The 16,492-nt window shown below is 63.1% G+C and carries 13 protein-coding genes and 1 pseudogene; 7 read left to right on the plus strand and 7 right to left on the minus strand.

All coding sequences use genetic code 11. The annotated features are described in order from the left end of the window. Positions 1-3: 3 nt before the first annotated feature. On the minus strand, positions 4-468 hold the full coding sequence (locus PVV54_RS10400; RefSeq protein ID WP_274909837.1) for a nuclear transport factor 2 family protein: 465 nt from the start codon (positions 466-468) through the stop codon (positions 4-6). A gap of 169 nt (positions 469-637) precedes the next feature. On the opposite strand from PVV54_RS10400, the pseudogene PVV54_RS10405 reads away from it, so the two are divergent. Beyond that, positions 638-1,113, plus strand: a pseudogene (locus tag PVV54_RS10405) (sn-glycerol-3-phosphate transporter). A 9-nt stretch (positions 1,114-1,122) separates the two neighbouring features. On the opposite strand, the gene dkgB reads toward PVV54_RS10405, so the two are convergent. Further along, positions 1,123-1,926: a 2,5-didehydrogluconate reductase DkgB gene (dkgB, locus tag PVV54_RS10410; protein ID WP_274909838.1), complete on the minus strand. Its 804-nt coding sequence runs from the start codon at positions 1,924-1,926 to the stop codon at positions 1,123-1,125. A gap of 201 nt (positions 1,927-2,127) precedes the next feature. On the opposite strand from dkgB, the gene PVV54_RS10415 reads away from it, so the two are divergent. Continuing rightward, positions 2,128-6,315 carry an NEL-type E3 ubiquitin ligase domain-containing protein gene (locus PVV54_RS10415; RefSeq protein WP_274909839.1) on the plus strand — a complete coding sequence of 1,396 codons (4,188 nt, stop codon included), beginning with the start codon at positions 2,128-2,130 and terminating at the stop codon, positions 6,313-6,315. A gap of 153 nt (positions 6,316-6,468) precedes the next feature. Here PVV54_RS10415 and PVV54_RS10420 read toward each other — a convergent pair whose 3' ends face one another. Then, positions 6,469-7,890 (minus strand): aminotransferase-like domain-containing protein, encoded by a 1,422-nt coding sequence (locus tag PVV54_RS10420; RefSeq protein WP_274909840.1) that lies wholly within the window; start codon positions 7,888-7,890, stop codon positions 6,469-6,471. A 328-nt stretch (positions 7,891-8,218) separates the two neighbouring features. Between PVV54_RS10420 and PVV54_RS10425 the strand changes: the two genes are divergently transcribed. Continuing rightward, positions 8,219-9,631: an amino acid permease gene (locus tag PVV54_RS10425; protein ID WP_274909841.1), complete on the plus strand. Its 1,413-nt coding sequence runs from the start codon at positions 8,219-8,221 to the stop codon at positions 9,629-9,631. 3 nt (positions 9,632-9,634) lie between these two features. On the opposite strand, the gene PVV54_RS10430 is transcribed toward PVV54_RS10425, so the two are convergent. Both PVV54_RS10430 and PVV54_RS10435 read right to left on the minus strand, forming a co-directional pair. After that, a complete protein-coding gene (locus tag PVV54_RS10430; RefSeq protein WP_274909842.1) occupies positions 9,635-9,802 on the minus strand; it encodes a hypothetical protein in 168 nt (55 codons plus the stop codon). Between the two features lie 5 nt (positions 9,803-9,807). After that, complete coding sequence (locus PVV54_RS10435; RefSeq protein ID WP_274909843.1) at positions 9,808-10,656, minus strand: mechanosensitive ion channel family protein; 849 nt, start codon at positions 10,654-10,656, stop codon at positions 9,808-9,810. Positions 10,657-10,771: 115 nt separating this feature from the next. Here PVV54_RS10435 and PVV54_RS10440 point away from each other — a divergent pair, with 115 nt between their 5' ends. Further along, the gene (locus PVV54_RS10440) at positions 10,772-11,416 is read left to right on the plus strand and encodes a dTMP kinase (RefSeq protein WP_274909844.1); all 645 of its coding nucleotides are present in this window, start codon (positions 10,772-10,774) and stop codon (positions 11,414-11,416) included. Between the two features lie 36 nt (positions 11,417-11,452). Further along, positions 11,453-12,229, plus strand: a complete 777-nt coding sequence (gene tam / locus PVV54_RS10445; RefSeq protein WP_274909845.1) for a trans-aconitate 2-methyltransferase — start codon at positions 11,453-11,455, stop codon at positions 12,227-12,229. Here the strand turns inward: tam and PVV54_RS10450 are convergent. Further along, a complete protein-coding gene (locus tag PVV54_RS10450; protein WP_274909846.1) occupies positions 12,226-12,591 on the minus strand; it encodes a DUF2784 domain-containing protein in 366 nt (121 codons plus the stop codon). The two genes, tam and PVV54_RS10450, sit on opposite strands and share 4 nt — an antisense overlap. Continuing rightward, a complete protein-coding gene (locus PVV54_RS10455) occupies positions 12,591-13,460 on the minus strand; it encodes a LysR substrate-binding domain-containing protein (protein ID WP_274909847.1) in 870 nt (289 codons plus the stop codon). The genes PVV54_RS10450 and PVV54_RS10455 overlap by 1 nt, the downstream gene beginning before the upstream one ends. Before the next feature lie 244 nt (positions 13,461-13,704). On the opposite strand from PVV54_RS10455, the gene PVV54_RS10460 reads away from it, so the two are divergent. Then, the gene (locus PVV54_RS10460; protein ID WP_274909848.1) at positions 13,705-15,021 is read left to right on the plus strand and encodes an MFS transporter; all 1,317 of its coding nucleotides are present in this window, start codon (positions 13,705-13,707) and stop codon (positions 15,019-15,021) included. 14 nt (positions 15,022-15,035) lie between these two features. Then, the gene (locus PVV54_RS10465) at positions 15,036-16,427 is read left to right on the plus strand and encodes an FAD-dependent oxidoreductase (protein ID WP_274909849.1); all 1,392 of its coding nucleotides are present in this window, start codon (positions 15,036-15,038) and stop codon (positions 16,425-16,427) included. The last annotated feature ends 65 nt before the right edge of the window (positions 16,428-16,492 follow it).

The following is a 16,492-nucleotide window of genomic DNA, read 5'->3' on the forward strand; positions in this document are numbered from 1 at the left end:
CGCTCAGAGCCCCAGGTCGCTCAGCCCCGGGTGGTCGTCCGGGCGACGCCCGAGCGGCCAGTGGAATTTGCGCTCAGCTTCGCTGATCGGCTGCTCGTTGATGCTCGAATGGCGGTTCTGCATCAGCCCGTCCTCGGCAAATTCCCAGTTTTCGTTGCCATGGGCGCGGTACCACTGGCCGCTGTCGTCGTGGTACTCGTAGGCGTAGCGCACGGCGATGCGGTTGCCGGTGAAGGCCCAGAGTTCCTTGATCAGGCGGTATTCCAGTTCGTGGTTCCACTTGCGTGTCAAAAAGGCCTGCACCTCGTCGCGGCCCTTGGGGAATTCCACCCGGTTACGCCAGCACGTGTCTTCGGTATACGCCAGCGCAACCTTGGCTGCATCGCGGCTGTTCCAGCCGTCTTCGGCCAGGCGGACTTTTTCGACCGCGGTTTCGCGGGTGAAGGGCGGGAGTGGTGGGCGGGACATGGTGGAAACTCCTTGTGAGGGTGGGCAGGAAGGAGCGTAGTACCTCAGGGGCACGTTAGAGAATCCACGCGAGCAGCACTTCATTGTTTCGCGCAGTGGAATGCTGGCGATGGCTGGTATTTCGGCCAGCGCCAACTAATGTCTCAGGATTGTCCCGTGAGGCATCCCTATGAACAGCACGTCATGCGCCGCGATCAGCCTGCTGATCGTGAGCCTGGCCGCGTCGGCGGCGGAAAACGAGCGTGAAGGTGATTACTGGTACGTGCAGACCAGTGCCTACACCAAGCACTGGACCCACGACCCGGACCACAATAACCACCAGGAACTGGTCGGCATCGAGCGCATCTACACCGACGGGCTGCTATGGGGCGCTGCAACGTTCAAGAATTCGTTCTACCAGCGCTCTTTTACTACGCCTATCTGGGCAAGGTCTGGGAGCACGAGCGCTACCCGGTGTACGTCAAGCTCAGTGCCGGGCTGATCGAGGGCTACAAGGGCGAGTATGACGACAAGATCCCGCTCAACCACATGGGCGTGGCGCCGGTGATCATCCCCTCGTTCGGCGCCCACTGGGGGCCGGTGGGCGCCGAGTTCGTGGTGCTGGGGGCAGCAGCCGGGATGATCAATGTGGGCTTGAGGTTCTGACGAGCGGCCTCAGTCCCACTCAGGCGCCAGGCCGTCAGGGCTCACCTCGCGGCCGTTGCGCTCCAGCGTGGCAATGCGTGCCATGTCCTCTGCATCCAGGCGCAGGTCGCGCGCCAGCAGGTTGCTGGCCAGGTTTTCGCGTTTGGTGGAGGACGGAATCACCGCATAACCCAGTTGCATGGCCCAGGCCAGGGCAACCTGGGCCACGGTGGCTTTGTGCTTGGCGGCAATCTCCGCCAGTACCGGGTCTTTCAGCACCTTGCCGTAGGCCAGGGTCATGTAAGAGGTGACGGTGATGCCTTGCTCTTTCAGGTACGCAGCGAGATTGCTGTTTTGCAGGTAAGGGCTGAGCTCGATCTGGTTGGTGGCGATTTCCCCCTTGCCAACCACTTCGACGGCTTGGCGCGTCAGCTCTATGTTGAAGTTGGACACACCAATCTGCCGGGTCAGGCCCAGTTGTTTGGCTTCGGCCATTGCTGCCATGTACTCGCGCAGTTCAACGCCATTGCCGGGCGCCGGCCAGTGGATCAGCAGCAGGTCGACGTGGTCGGTGCGCAATTTGGCCAGGCTTTCGCGCAGGCTGGGGATCAGCTTGTCGGCGGCGTAGTTGTCTACCCAGATCTTGGTGGTGATGAACAGCTCGGCACGGGGCACACCGCTTTCGGCGATGGCCTGGCCTACGTCGGCCTCATTTTTGTAGATCTGTGCGGTGTCGATGGCGCGGTAACCCAGTGCCAGGGCAGATTTCACCGAGTCGATGACAGCTTGGCCGGTGAGGCGGAAGGTGCCGAGGCCGAATGCGGGAAGGCTCATGGGGGTACTCCTGAAAGGTGAGGGTCAGCGTTGGTCGCAGTGTGCAGGTTTCACAGGGGCTGAATAAGGCGCTGCCGAGCCAAAGTCATTTGCGTGACAGTCACGAATGTGTTGCCGGGGCGTGCCTTCGCTACATAAGTAGCCCCTGGGTGGCAGGGATAGTTGGTCATCTAGCGCTTTTTCGAGCATAGAGGCTAGCCCATGTCCACCCCTTCCATTCCCGATGAGTCCATCGACGCATTGATCGCCCACCAGTTGCCCGAGTGGCTCACGCGCGCCGCCCCTGCGCAGTTGGGCTTGCTGCGCACGGCCATGTTGCGCCAGCAGACGGCGCAGGATCAGCTCAACGGCCGGCTGGCGGCAATCATGCCATTGGATGAATTTGCCACCCGCTTGCTCAAAACCGGCCTTGCTGGCAGTGGCATCGTGCTGGCAGAGCCGCAACTGGCTCAGGTGAAGACGGTCACCCTGCAACCTGCCCCCCCGATATCACCGGCCTTGCCGGTGACCTGGACGCGAATCGAGGCAACCCAAAACCTGGTTGCGGCTGCCCTGCACAATTTTCATGAGGCAGAAACCCGGCCGGACCATTTTGCTTCGGGTTCGCAGCTGACAGACCCACTGGGTAAGGTTTTGCCTTTGAGCGTGGGGGATTTCGCCAGCCTTTGTCGAAGGCTTGACATTGGCCGGCACTACCAAAGCCATTTGCAATCGCAGCTCACGCCCGACGGGATGGCTGGGGCGGTGGTCGAGGCCATCATGGAGGAAGCATTGATGGCCAGCCTGGAGTTGGCGGCTGTGCTCGCCAGGGTCAAGGATGTGCTGGATGAAGCTGCCCTGCAGCAGATTTTGCGCCTGACCAGCCAAGACCCAGCCCAGCCGTCCGACGGCAGCAGCCTGAAGTGCCATACCCTGCGCTTGCTGGGCAAACGGATCATCGGTGCGCTCGCCATCGAAGTGCGCCAGGATGCGCGGCTGCTGGGTATTGTCGCCTGGTTGCCAGATGACCCGTACGCACCGGTGAGCTGGCACATCAACTGGTCGTTGCTGTACATGACTTTGGGGATGCGCTTGCGTGACCGAGCGTACCGCGGGTACTTCCAGCGCTTTATCGCCGAACGGGACCGAGTGGCGTTCGCCAGCGCGCTCAAACCGTTGTTGAACCACGGCTCCAGCGTGCTGCCGCTGCCATTGGATGGCCGGCATTTTGCGGTCGAGGGTGAGGTGTTCGCCACCTTGGCAAAGGGCCAGATCGAGAAAATGCTGGATGACGCGCGTGTGCTGGCGGTGTCGACCGGCGATGAGGACGCGGCAGACCGCCGCGCACGGCTGCAAGGGTATCTGGACATTGGCATGAACCTGTTGGGCCTGGCCGCCCTGTTCGTGCCAGGGTTGGGCCAGGTCATGCTTGCCGTCACGGTCGAGCAGCTGGCAAGCGAGGTGTACGAAGGCTATCAGGACTGGCAGTTGGGTGACCGCAACGCGGCACTGGGCCATTTGCTGAATGTGGCCGAGACGGTTGCGCTGGGCGCGGTAACCGCCGCTGGCGCCACCGCACTGGGCAAGTTGGCAGAGCGGGTGGCCCGGGTCGATGCCCTGGTGCCCGTCCGCGCGGCTGATGGCCGCTTGCGCCTGTGTGACGCGGACCTCTCCATGTATCAACATGAAGGGGTTGAGCTGCAGCAGGGGCAGGCCGTCAGGCAAGACGGCCGCACGTTGCGGCGCCTGCATGACGGGGTATATCAAGTGAGTGAGGGGGAGGACGGGGTATGGCGTATCTGTCACCCTCACCGGCAGGCGGCTTACAGGCCTGCACTTGAGCACAACGATGCAGGCGGCTGGTTGCATGAGTTCGAGGCCCCGCAGGCCTGGCAGGATACTGCCGCGATGGTACGCCGCCTGGCCAGCCGTACGGCGAACGTTTCCGATGATGCCGCTACCACGGCCCTGCAGATCACCGGCATTGATGCTGACCGCCTGCGCCGCTTGCTGCTGGAAAACGCGCCGCCGCCGGCGCGCCTGCTCGATGCCCTGGAGCGGCAGCAATTGCATGCTGAACGCCCGGCATTACGCGGTGCTGCTTTCGAAGAGGTGTTCAATGATCGACAGGTGCACCCCCAGGCAGCGGATCAAGTGCTGTTGCGCGATTTCCCTGGCCTTACGCCCCGCAGTGCGCGGGAAATCGTTGATCAGGCCAGTAGCGTTGAACTGGACAGTTTGATTGACGCGGGGCGGGTTCCCCTGACGTTGGCGGAACGTGCCCGTTGGGCGCTGCGCGACAGCCGCATCGACCGTGCCTGTGCCGGGTTGCGCCAGGCTGAAGCGGCCAATGATGACACTGCGTCGTTGGCGCTTGGGCTTGTCGAGGCCATCGCGCCATGGCCTGAGAACGTCAGTGTAGAGTTGCCACGCGGCAACCTGCTTCAATCCTTGCTGGAGCAGTTGGACAGCCGCCAGAAAGTGCTGCTCGGGCATGCTGAACTGACCGAGCAGATGCTGGGTGAAAGGCTTGGGCGCCAGGCAGTCACGGACCGCGAAGCCGCAGCCAGGCTCATGGGGCTAGCGCCGGTGGGGCAGGGCATTCGCCCACCCCTGCGAGAGCTGGACGGCCGCCTCGGTTACCCACTCAGCGGGCGCCGGGAGGGAAGCCGCCAGGCATTGCGGCGTGGGATGCAGCAGTTTTTCCCGTTGTACAACGGCACCCAGCTGGACGCTTACCTGCAAAGCCTGAGGTTGCGGGGCATCGACCCCTGGAGCCACTTCAACGAGCTGCACCTCGCCAAGGCCAGCCTCAAGCAAGCCTTGCAGGCCTGGCGCAACGAGCCGGGCCTGGGCATTGTCAGGCGCCTGCGGCGGGTCTGGGTGGCCAGGCGTGTGCTGGAAAGCTGGCGGCGCATGCACCCAGGCCCGGTGGCAGGAGATTTCACATTGCGCCTGGCCAGCAACCGGGTAGGTGGTTTACCGGCCTTGCCGGCTCAGGTGAATTTCAACCACATCACGCACCTGACCCTGCGCGACATGCAGCTGACAGCCCTGGAGGCAGATTTCCTCGGGCGCTTCAGCGGCGTGCGTGAGTTGGACCTGCGGGACAATCAGTTGGTACGCATTCCGCCAGGTATCGAACAGCTGACGGAGTTGAGAAGCCTGCGGCTCGGGGGTAACCGAATCGTACTCACCACGGAGGATAACCAGCGCCTCGCCCAACTTGCGGGCTTGCGTCGCCTGGACCTCAACGGCAACCCGATTGCGCTGCTGCCCCCCTTGGCATCTTTTCCATTGCTGCGGCGACTGTCATTGCGCAACACCGGTTTGGGCGCATTGCCGGCCGACTTGGGCAGGCACGGCAATCTGGCCTTTCTGGACATGCGTGACAACCAGATCCAGACGCTGCCTGAAGCGCTCTCCGCCTTGCCGCTACGGTTGCTGCAGGGGCTTGAACTGCACGATAACCCGCTCTCCGACGAGACCGTGCAACGGCTGCAACTGGCCAGGGCGGTAGCCAGCGTGCCAGCACGGCAACAGGCTGTTCACGTGCCATTCAGTGCCAGTGCCGCCAGCCCTTGGCTTAGCGGATTCACCGCACCCCAGCGCCAGCTGCGCCTGGCGCGTTGGAACCGGCTGAGCCAGGAGGCGGCCTCTACAGACCTGTTCCGCCTTATTTCGGATTTGCAGGGTACGCGGGATTACCATACTCAACCTCGGGACCTCCAGGCGCGTGTATGGAACATCATTGAGGCGTGCGAACAACACGCCGAAGTGCGCGAGCGCTTGTTCGAGCAAGCCAGCCGGCCGCGCAGTTGCAGCGATGAACTGCTGCTGACGCTGAGCGAGCTGGAAGTCGGGGCGATGGTTGCCAGGGTTACTGCGTCGGCAGCAGGCCAGAACGCCGAGCTGCCATTACTGAAGCTGGGCCGCTCCCTGTCACGCCTGGACAAGGTCAATGCCATCGCGGCAAGGCACATTGCCGAAAACCTGTCGGACGACCCCGTCGAAGTGTACATGGCCTATCGGGTCAAGCTGGCTGACAGCCTTGACTTGCCCGCGCAGTCTTCGCACATGCATTACGAAAGCTTCAGCGGCGTGGGTAACAGGGATGTGAATGCGGCACGTGCCGAGGTGCTGGAAGAAGAAACCCGGGAAACCCTGGCTCAGGCGTTGGCCGACCGGTCGTTCTGGCAGGACTATGTGCAGGCGGGGCAGGCCGAGCGCTTCGACAAACTGGACGAGCCATTCCAGGTACAGCTGGACGCATTGTTCGAACAGGCTGACACGTTGGCTGATGATGACTACCTGCAACGTATTGAACAAGTGTCTGGCGAACGCAAGGAGGCGCAAGCGAAATTGATGCTTGAACTGACCCTGAATGCACTGCAACGGCATAACCTCTAGAGCCATCACACGTAACATATTGAACTAGCAGGGACCTGTAGGAGCGGCTTTAGCCGCGAACACCGGCAAAGCCGGTACCAGGCACCGCGTCGCTTGCTTCGCGGCTAAAGCCGCTCCTACAGGATTCGCGACACATGCGTCGCCCGCGCCGTGTCAAACACCCCGGCGCACATGCTTGACCAACACCTTCTCCAGCAATTCCCACATGGCCGGGTCGGTACTGAACGCCACGTTGAAACGCATCCACCCGGTCGGCTTGGCATCCACCATGAACAATTGCCCGGGGCCAAGCATGATGCCTTTCTCCAGCGCATCGTCCAGCAGCGCCGCGCTGTCGGGGATTGCCGGGTGGCGGGTCCAGATGTACATGCCTTCGTCCGACTCGATGAACAGCTCGAAGCCCAGCCGGTGCAGGTGCCGGCCCACCTCCTGATGCGCCTCGGCCAGGCGTTGGCGCAGGCGCTTGAGGTGCTTGCGCCAGCGGCCGTCGATGATCGCGGCATACACCACGCGCTCCATCACCTGCGAGGTGGTCAGGCCCGAGCGCATTTTCAGGTGCAGCAGCTTCTGTGACAGCTCCGGGTTGGCCAGCAGGTAACCGACCCGCACATTGGGCGAAATGCTTTTGGAATAACTGCCCACGTATACCACCTGCTGCAGGTGATCGAGGCTGGCCAGGCACGGTTGCGGTTCGGCAACCATGTCAGCGTACAGGTTGTTCTCCACCAGCCGGAAACCGTGTTGGCTGGCCAGTTGCAGCAGCCGGTGCAGTTGCGGCAGTGGGGTGCGCGAACAGGTGGGGCTGTGCAGGTGCGGCTGGGTGAAGAAGGCCGTGGGCTTGTGGTGGGCGAGCAGCTGTTCCAGGTGGTTGAGGTCGTAGCCGGACGGAGTGCGTGGCACACCAATCAGGGTGGCGCCCTGGGTGCGCAGGATACTCATCAGGTTGGGGTAACCGGGGTCGTCCACCAACACCACGTCACCGGGGCGCACCAGCGTACGCACAGCCAGGTCCAGCGCCTGGCTGGCGCCGTGGGTCAGCATCAATTGCGCCGGATTGGCGACGATCGACAATTCTTGCTGCAAGTTCTGCGCAGTCAGGGCGCGCAGTTCCGGCAGGCCCATCGGGTCGCCGTAGCCGGAAAGCTCCAACGGGCTACCCGCCACCTGGCGCAGGCCGCGGCGCAGGCCATCCTCGTACATCCAGTCATTGGGCAGCCAGCCACAGCCGGGTTTGAACGGCAACTGGCGGGTTTCGAAGATTTGTTGCAGGTACCACTCGGAGTTGAACGATGGTCGACTGGCGTCGGCCTCGGTGCTGTGGTTGTCCAGCAATTCCCCCGTGGCCCGGGTGACGAAGAACCCTGCATTGCCCCGGCTGACCAACAGCCCTTGCGCCACCAGGCGGTCGTACGCCTCCACCACTGTGAACGTGCTCACCGAATAGGTTGCGGCAAAGGCGCGGATCGACGGCACCTTGGCGCCTGGCTTGAGCGTCTGGTTGTCGATCAGCTCGCGCAGGCCGTCGATGATCTGGTTGACCAACGGCGTCGGTGAGTCTGGCTGTAATTCAAGCATTCGGGGGCCTTGAGGGGTGCGTAACGCCAGGCGCTGACGCGGTGTATTGCATCGGCGGCCTGTACAGTGCAGTGCGAGATTCATGCCACTGTGCATGGCTCTCTGTGTCGGACATTTTTACATTAGGTGTCAGATATCGCCACATAAAGCATGTTCAGTTCGCCACAGGCGCAAGCCCTGGGGCGCGTCAGCAGGCCGCCACGGAAGGCCTGCGTGTGTTTGCAGCACACCATCCTGCCCGCATTAGCACTGATGTACAGGTGAGACCGATAGCCGTCGGGCTTTCACAGTTTTCCTTGGATAAAAAGAAGCACGGGGTACACAACTGATGGACGCAACATCCACAACCACCACCGCGAAAAGCGGGCACGAGAGCAAGCTCAGTGCCTCGCTCAAGTCGCGCCACCTGACGATGATGTCGATCGCCGGGGTTATTGGCGGCGCCTTGTTCGTCGGCTCCGGCAGCGTGATCCACAGCGCCGGCCCGGCGGCTGTCCTGGCCTACCTGGCGGGCGGCATCCTGGTGGTCCTGATCATGCGCATGCTCGGCGAAATGGCCACGTCCTCGCCGGACACCGGCTCGTTCTCCACTTACGCCGACCGCGCCATCGGCCGTTGGGCCGGTTTCACCATCGGCTGGCTGTACTGGTGGTACTGGGTCATCCTGATGGCCTGGGAAGCCTACGTGGCAGGCAAGATCCTGCACGGCTTCTTCCCCGACGTAAGCGTCAACGTGTTCGTGCTGGCCACGACCCTGCTGCTGATTACCGTCAACTTCTTCAACGTCAAGCACTACGGTGAGTTCGAATTCTGGTTCGCGCTGATCAAGGTGGTGGCGATTGTCTGCTTCCTGGTGGTGTGTACCGCCGCCGTGATGAACGTGTGGCAGTACGGTGAGGTGCGCGGCATCACCCACCTGACCGCCGAAGGCTTCATGCCCAACGGCATCACCACCGTGATTGGTGCGTTGCTTGGGGTAATGTTTGCCTTCCTGGGCGCCGAAATCGTCACCATCGCCGCCTCCGAAGCCAAAGACCCGGCCACCCAGATCGTCAAGGCCACCAACTCGGTGGTGTGGCGTGTGTGCCTGTTCTACGTCGGTTCGATCTTCCTGATCGTCTGCCTGGTACCGTGGAACGATCCGCACCTGGGCGTCTCCGGCTATGGTGCCTACCGCCGCACTCTGGAGCTGCTGGGCGTGCCGTATGCCGAGCTGCTGATGAACTTCGTGGTGCTGACCTCGGTGAGCAGCTGCCTGATTTCGGGCCACTACACCGCCTCGCGCATGCTGTTCTCCCTGGCCCAGCGCGGTGACGCGCCGCGCGTGTTCAAATTTACCCGTACCGGCACCGGTGTACCGGTGAACGCGATCATCGGCTCGTGCCTGGTGGCTGTGTTCTGCGCGCTGATCAATTTCAGCGACACCCTGCGCCCGAAAGACGTGCTGGAAACCCTGATGAACACCACTGGCATGATTGCCCTGCTGGTGTACCTGGTGATTGCCTTCTCGCAGCTGCGCATGCGCCGTAAGCTGATTGCCGAGGGCAAGGAAGTACGCCTGAAGATGTGGCTGTTCCCCTGGCTGACTTACCTGGTGATCGCCTTCATCATCGCCGCGCTGGTGACCATGGCCTTCATGCCTGACTACCAGATTCTGGTGATCTCCACCGGCATTGCCGCCGCAATCGTGGTCGCCATGGGCGTGGTGCATCAGATCCGCACTGGCAAGCAACAGCACTAAGCCTCAAACGCTGTCAAAGACGGCCGGCTCCCAGTGGGGGCCGGCCGTTTTGCGTTCATGTGCCGATGTTTTCTGCTCGGGCATGTGGAAGCGCTGGCTCATCCACGGTGAGCCGAGCAGGGCCGCGGCGGCAATCAGGGCGAGCAGCGCAAGGGCCAGGAACAGCTTCACCCGGTTCACTGGGCCTGTTGTTGAACAATTACCGTCTGCGCCGGCATCGGGGCAGGGAAGCCAGCTTCACCGAGGGCATCCTTGATGGTGCGGTTGGTGTCGAAATACACCTGCCAGTAGTGCTCATTGTGGCAGTACGGGCGCACAGCCAGTACCGGGCCTACCAGGTTGAACTCGAGGATCTCCACATCCACGGCCGGCTCGGCAAGCACATTGGGCAGCGCCGCGATGCGTTGCTTGAGCAGTTCGGCGGCCGCTTTCCAGTCTGCCGCGCCGGACAACTGAGCCTGCAGGTCGACCCGTCGGAACGGGTTGTGGGTAAAGTTCTGGATGTTGTCGCTGAAGATCTTGTTGTTGCCAACCAGGGTCTGCACGTTGTCTGGCGTGTTGATGGTGGTGGCGAACAAGCCGATTTCAGTCACCGTACCGGTTACGCCACCGGCATTGATGAAGTCGCCGACCTTGAACGGGCGCAGCACGATGATGAAGGCCCCGGCCGCGAGGTTGGCCAGCAGCCCCGACCAGGCCATGCCGATGGCCAGGCCAACCGCCGCGAGCAAGGCGGCGAAGGTGGTGGTCTGCATGCCCAGGTAGCCGAGGATGGCGATGACCAGGATGATGTTCAGCGTCACGGTGATGACCGAGCCGACGTAGCGCAGCACGGTCGGGTCGATTTGTTGCTTGCTAAGCGCCTTTTGCACCATGCCGACGGCAAAACCGATCAGCCAGCGGCCAATGATCCAGAAAGCAATGGCACTGATGATCTTGACCGCGAAGGCGGCGCCGTAAGCTTGCACGACTGCGATCAGTGCATTGAACTTCGAGGTGGTCACACTAACGATGGACTCGTCCATGGCTGCGGCTCGACAGGGAAGGGATGACCTCAAAAACGCTAGCACACGCCGCGTGCCGCGCCATAAATTAGGTTAGAGTGCTTGCCGAAGTCTGTTTGCCGGGCATTAGTGACGTATGAATCGACCGCTGTTCGTTTCGCTGGATGGGCCCAAAGGTGCCGGGAAAACCACCTTGCTGGAGGCTGTTACCCGAGTGCTGAGGGCTGACGGTAACAAGGTCATTCGGCTGTGCGAGAGAAAGAGTGACCCCTTCAGAGGCGAAACAATGGCGCTTGTCAACCAACTTGCCCGAGCGCCTAGTCAGGACCTGGAGTGGGACGTGTGTGGGCGGCTTGCTGATAGCCGCCGCTGGATTTCGCAGGAAGTTCTGCCCCGCCAGCCTGCAGACAGCATCATCCTGATCGACCGCTGGTACCCCTCTGATGCCGCGTTTCGCCGGCTGGTGCCCTTTGCAGACATTCTGCAGTTGAACATGGACCGGGGCGTGCGAGTGCCAGACCTGCATGTTGGCGTTGTCACCGCCCCTGAAACGTCGTGGGCAAGGGCCATGGCGCGCGCTCGGGGCTTGAGCAGCACGGTGATCCATCGGCTGGAAGAACACGTCGCCTGTACCCGGGCATTTGAACAGGCGGCCACCGAGCAAGGCTGGGTGTTGTGCCGTAACGAAGGCACGGTGCTGGACGCGACGATGCACGTCGTTGCCGAGATTTATGGCATGCCTGGATTGCAACGCCTTCATACGCAGCCAGCTAGATTGTAACCAGTCAGATGCTTTGTTCGCCCTAAGGAGCCCTTGATGGCCTGGTCCGCTACCCAGTATTCCCTCTTTGAGAACGAACGCACCCGTGCCGTGCGCGACTTGCTGGCTGCGGTGCCGCCCAGGCCGGTCCGCCACGCCACCGACCTGGGCTGTGGCCCGGGCAATTCCACCGAAGTGCTGCTGCATCATTGCCCTGACGCGGTGGTGGTTGCACTGGACAGCGACAAGGACATGATCGAAAAGGCGCGCGAACGCCAGCGCCTGAAGGTTCCGCGGGTGCGCTGTGAAATTGCCGATATCGGCAAGTGGACCGCGCCGGAGCCGCAAGACCTGATCCTGGCCAACGCTTCCCTGCAATGGGTGCCCGACCACGGTACGCTGTACCCGCACCTGGTGCGCCAGTTGAGTGAAGGCGGCAGCTTGGCCGTGCAGACCCCAGACAACCTTGAAGAACCGGCCCACCGGCAACTGCGGGAGGTCGCAGGCCGTGGGCGCTGGGCAGACAAATTCGCCGACTTCATGCTGCCACCCCGGCATAACGCCAGCTTCTATTACGACTTGCTCAGCCCGTTATGCGCCCGGGTTGATGTGTGGCGCACCACGTACCATCACCCTTTGGACGGTGGCGCCGAAGCGGTCGTGGAGTGGTTCAAAGGCTCGGCCCTGCGCCCTTACCTGGCCAGGCTGGACGAGGATGAGCAGGTGGACTTCCTGCAGATGTACCTGCAGGCGATGCAGCGTGATTACCCGCCGGCCACGGATGGCAAGGTGTTGTTGCCCTTCCCGCGGTTGTTTGTGGTGGCCACCCGCTAGCGCTGGCGACAGCGCCAGATCACGTAGCCGTAGATGGCCAGGTTGAGCAACAGCGCAATGCCTCCGAGCAGCCACTGCAGTTGTGGCGTCAGCCCGGCAGGGTAGATCAACGGCCAGATGTAGTGCTCGACGAAGCCGCCGTGGTAGCCCGCGTCACCGGCGGCAAGGCGCATGCGGTTTTCCCAGGCGGTGAGCGGGCATTGCAGGTGCAGGCCTTCCACCGCCAGGCCCCAGGCCAGCGCGGGGAGGTGGATGAACAGGGCAGGGCGCCATTTGAGCACCAGCAGGCCGCCGAACAGCACCAGCAGGATGAAGGCCAGGTGCAGCAGCACCAGGCTGTCGGCAGCCAGGCGAAAGAGCATTACAGTTCCCCCTGCACAATCTGTAAAAAGGTCGCCACTACACGCCGCGTACGCTGCTCGCTCAGGCACACCAATGTTTCGGTCAGATGCCGCTGGCAATCCACGATCGGCAGCGCACACACCCGCGCATCGGCACCAAACTCCGCTGCCGACACCACCCCCACGCCAATCCCCACCACCACCGCTTCGCGCGCGGCCTCGCGGCCTTCCACCTGGATGGCCGGGCGGATACGAAGGCCGGCGCGTTGCATTTCTTCTTCCAGCGTCTGGCGCGTGACCGAGCCGGGTTCGCGTAGCACCAATGGGGTGTCGTCCAGGTCTGCCAGGCTGATCGAGCCACGGCTGGCCCATGGGTGGTTGTGCGAAACGAACGCCACCATCGGGTCCCGCCGCAATGGCACGCAGTGCAGGCGCTCATCGTCCACGTCGCGCCCAAGCAGCGCCAGGTCCGCCTGGTAGCTGAAAAGCCTGGCCAGGGATTCGTCGGTGTTGCCGGTTTCGATCTTCACCTGGATGCCCGGGAAGCGCTGGCAGAAGCGCGCCACCTGCGGCAGCACATGCACCGGTGCATCCACCGCCAGCACCAGGCTGCCGGTGTGCAGGGCACGGGAGTCCTGCAGCAGCTCCAGGGCTTCGCCCTCGCAGGCGAACAACCGCTGGCTGATGCCCAGCAGGCGCTCGCCCAGGTCGGTCAACTGCACCGACCGCTTGTTGCGGTGGAACAACAGCACGCCAAAGCGCTCCTCCAGCTTGCGCACCTGGTCGGACACTGCCGGTTGGGTCAGAAACAGCTTTTGCGCGGCGCGGGTGAAGCTGCCGTGCACCGCCACCGCATGGAACGCTTTGAGTTGAGCATGGGAAACCGACATCGTTACTCCAGTAACAAGCTGGGCTTATGTGTGAAATACGATAAATCGATTTTATTTATCAGTCAGCAACTGTTTCCATACCGATCAGCCCCAAGCCGCCGCCACAAGCGGCAGGCGGGCCATGGCGCGCAACCCCGTGCCATCTGACCAGATGACGAGCCCACGTCATGCAGTGCGCAACACAACAACAAGACAGGCGTTTTTTCACATTCTGCCGGCACACTTGAGCAAGAGGTCAGAGTCAATGAATCAATCCCTAGCCGCGTTCAAACGCTGGCGCATCCAGATTTTTGCCATCACCTGGCTGGCCTACGCCGCCTTCTACTTCACCCGCAAGGCCTTTTCGGTGGCCAAGCTCGGCATTGGTGAAGACCCGACATTCATGCTCGACAAGGCCGCCATGGCCAACCTCGATGCCATTTACCTGGCGGCCTATGCCGTGGGCCAGTTCACCTGGGGCATGCTTGCCGACCGCTTCGGCCCGCGCGTGGTGGTGCTTGGCGGGCTGCTGATTTCGGCGGTGGCGGCCGTGGTGATGGGCAGTTACGCAACCTTCCCGATCTTCGCCACCTGCATGTTGATCCAGGGCCTGGCCCAGTCCACCGGCTGGGCCGGGTTGTGCAAGAACATTGGCAGTTTCTTCCCGGCCTCGCAGCGCGGGCGGGTGCTGGGGCTGTGGAGTTCCTGCTATGCCTTTGGCGGGCTGGTGGCGTCGCCGTTTGCCGGTTGGTGGGCCTATACCCTGGTCGGCAGCTGGCACGCGGCGTTCTTCTCCAGCGCCGCGGTGGTGGCTGGCGTGGCCGTGCTGTTCTTCTTTCTGCAGCGCAACAAGCCGGAGGACGTTGGCCTGCCAGCGGTCGAACCCGAACCGCAGAGCATGGCCCCGGGCGGCAACCTGTGCAGTGTGTGGGCGCCTTTGCGCGACATCTTGCGCAACCGCACGGTGCTGACCCTGGGCCTTGCGTACTTCCTGCTCAAACCGGCGCGCTACGCCATTTTGCTGTGGGGGCCGGTCATTGTCTTCGAGCAGATGCCTTCAGTGGGCAAAGTGGGCGCTGCGATCATTCCCACGGCCTTCGAACTGGCCGGCTTGCTGGGGCCGATCATCATCGGCCTGGCCTCCGACAAACTGTTCGGCGCGCGGCGCATGCCGGCTTGCGTGATCAGCCTGGTGCTGCTGACCGTGGCCCTGGCGGGGTTCATGGCGGCCATGCACAGCGGCAGCATCGTGCTGGTGGTGGGGCTGCTGTTCGTCATGGGGCTGACCCTGTACGGGCCGGACTCGATGATCAGCGGCGCGGCGGCCATCGACTTCGGCACGGCCAAGGCCGGCGCCACGGCGGCGGGCTTCGTCAACGGTTGCGGTTCCGTCGGGGCGGTGCTGGGGGGCTTGCTGCCCGGTTACTTCGACAGCGTGACCGTGTTCATCGTGTTTGCCGGTTGCGCGCTGTTTTCGGCCCTGGTGCTGCTGCCGCACTGGAACAGCCGCCCGGCCAGCGCCCCCCAGGCTGAGGATGTGGCCCCCAACACCAGCATGGCTATAAAGCCACTGCGTACCTAAAGGAAAGCGAGCGAATGAGACCCTTCTGGCTGCAACAGGCCCTGGCCACGGAACAGGACGCGGCGTGCCCGCCATTGCAAGGCGATGCCCGCTGCGATGTGTGCATCGTCGGTGGCGGCTACACCGGCCTGTGGACGGCACTGATGCTCAAGGAGGCCGCACCGGCGCTGGACGTGCTGCTGATCGAGGCCGACATCTGCGGCGCCGGGGCCAGCGGGCGCAACGGCGGCTGCGCGCTGTCGTGGTCGGCCAAGTACTTCACCCTCGAGCGCCTGTTCGGGGTGGCCGAAGCAGTGCGCCTGGTGCGGGAGTCAGAGCGCAGCATCGGTGCGATTGGCGACTTTTGCAGCGCCAATGGCATTGATTGCGACTACCGCCTGGATGGCACCTTGTACACGGCCACCAACCCGGCTCAAGTCGGCGCTACCGATGCAGTGATCGCTGCGTTGGCGCAGAAGGGGATCAACTCGTTCGAGCGCCTGCCGCTGGACCAAGTGCAGCGTCTGGCAGGTTCGGCACGGCATCTTGAGGGTTGGTATTCGCCCGCTGCCGCGACCGTGCAGCCCGGCCGCCTGGTGCGCGGTTTGCGCCGGGTGGCGCTGCAGAAGGGGGTGCGCATCCATGAGGGCACTGCCATGACAGGGCTTGAGCATGGCACCCCTGCGCAGGTGCGTACGGCTTTTGGCACCGTACGTGCCGACCGCGTGGTCCTGGGCCTGAATGCCTGGATGGCGCGGGCCTTCCCGCAGTTCGAGCGCAGCGTGGCGATTGTCTCCAGCGACATGGTGATCACCGAGCCGTGCCCCGAACTGCTCGGCCAGATTGGCCTGAACAGTGGCGTCAGCGTGCTGGATTCGCGGATTTTCGTGCATTACTACCACAACACCTCCGATGGCCGGCTGATGCTCGGCAAGGGGGGCAATACCTTTGCCTACGGCGGGCGCATGTTGCCCGTATTCGACCAGCCATCGCCGTACCGCCCGCTGCTGCGCGAAACACTGGGTGAGTTCTTCCCGGCGCTGGCCGAGGTGCCACTGGCGGCAAGCTGGAATGGCCCGTCGGACCGCTCGGTGACCGGGTTGCCGTTCTTTGGCCGCCTGGACGGGCAGGGCAATGTGTTTTATGGCTTCGGCTATTCCGGCAGCGGCGTCGGGCCGTGCCACATGGGCGGGCAGATTCTCTCGTCGCTGGCGCTCGGGCTGGACAACCCCTGGACCCGTTCGCCCCTGGTCAAAGGCCCGCTGGGGCTGTTCCCGCCCGAGCCGATCCGCTACCTGGGCTCGCTGATGGTACGCAACGCCATCCGTCGCAAGGAGCACGCCGAGGACCGTGGCGTGCGGCCGCGGCGGCTGGATGTGCGTCTGGCGCGGTTCGCGGCGGCGGCGGGCAAAGCCGACAAAGCGTGAGATTACTTGTCGATCCACCGCTTGAGGGCGTATAAACTGCACCCACTTTTGGCCGGTCGCTTCCT

The organism is Pseudomonas sp. PSKL.D1, assembly GCF_028898945.1.
Classification (GTDB): Bacteria; Pseudomonadota; Gammaproteobacteria; order Pseudomonadales; family Pseudomonadaceae; genus Aquipseudomonas.

What these genes read in the sequence shown, in the direction of transcription:
- PVV54_RS10435 (WP_274909843.1), bottom strand. Translation starts at nt 10,656, where the DNA reads ATGGACGAGTCCATCGTTAGTGTGACCACCTCGAAGTTCAATGCACTG.
- dkgB (WP_274909838.1), bottom strand. Translation starts at nt 1,926, where the DNA reads ATGAGCCTTCCCGCATTCGGCCTCGGCACCTTCCGCCTCACCGGCCAA.
- PVV54_RS10460 (WP_274909848.1), top strand. Translation starts at nt 13,705, where the DNA reads ATGAATCAATCCCTAGCCGCGTTCAAACGCTGGCGCATCCAGATTTTT.
- PVV54_RS10415 (WP_274909839.1), top strand. Translation starts at nt 2,128, where the DNA reads ATGTCCACCCCTTCCATTCCCGATGAGTCCATCGACGCATTGATCGCC.
- PVV54_RS10425 (WP_274909841.1), top strand. Translation starts at nt 8,219, where the DNA reads ATGGACGCAACATCCACAACCACCACCGCGAAAAGCGGGCACGAGAGC.
- PVV54_RS10400 (WP_274909837.1), bottom strand. Translation starts at nt 468, where the DNA reads ATGTCCCGCCCACCACTCCCGCCCTTCACCCGCGAAACCGCGGTCGAA.
- PVV54_RS10450 (WP_274909846.1), bottom strand. Translation starts at nt 12,591, where the DNA reads ATGCTCTTTCGCCTGGCTGCCGACAGCCTGGTGCTGCTGCACCTGGCC.
- PVV54_RS10420 (WP_274909840.1), bottom strand. Translation starts at nt 7,890, where the DNA reads ATGCTTGAATTACAGCCAGACTCACCGACGCCGTTGGTCAACCAGATC.
- PVV54_RS10455 (WP_274909847.1), bottom strand. Translation starts at nt 13,460, where the DNA reads ATGTCGGTTTCCCATGCTCAACTCAAAGCGTTCCATGCGGTGGCGGTG.
- tam (WP_274909845.1), top strand. Translation starts at nt 11,453, where the DNA reads ATGGCCTGGTCCGCTACCCAGTATTCCCTCTTTGAGAACGAACGCACC.
- PVV54_RS10465 (WP_274909849.1), top strand. Translation starts at nt 15,036, where the DNA reads ATGAGACCCTTCTGGCTGCAACAGGCCCTGGCCACGGAACAGGACGCG.
- PVV54_RS10440 (WP_274909844.1), top strand. Translation starts at nt 10,772, where the DNA reads ATGAATCGACCGCTGTTCGTTTCGCTGGATGGGCCCAAAGGTGCCGGG.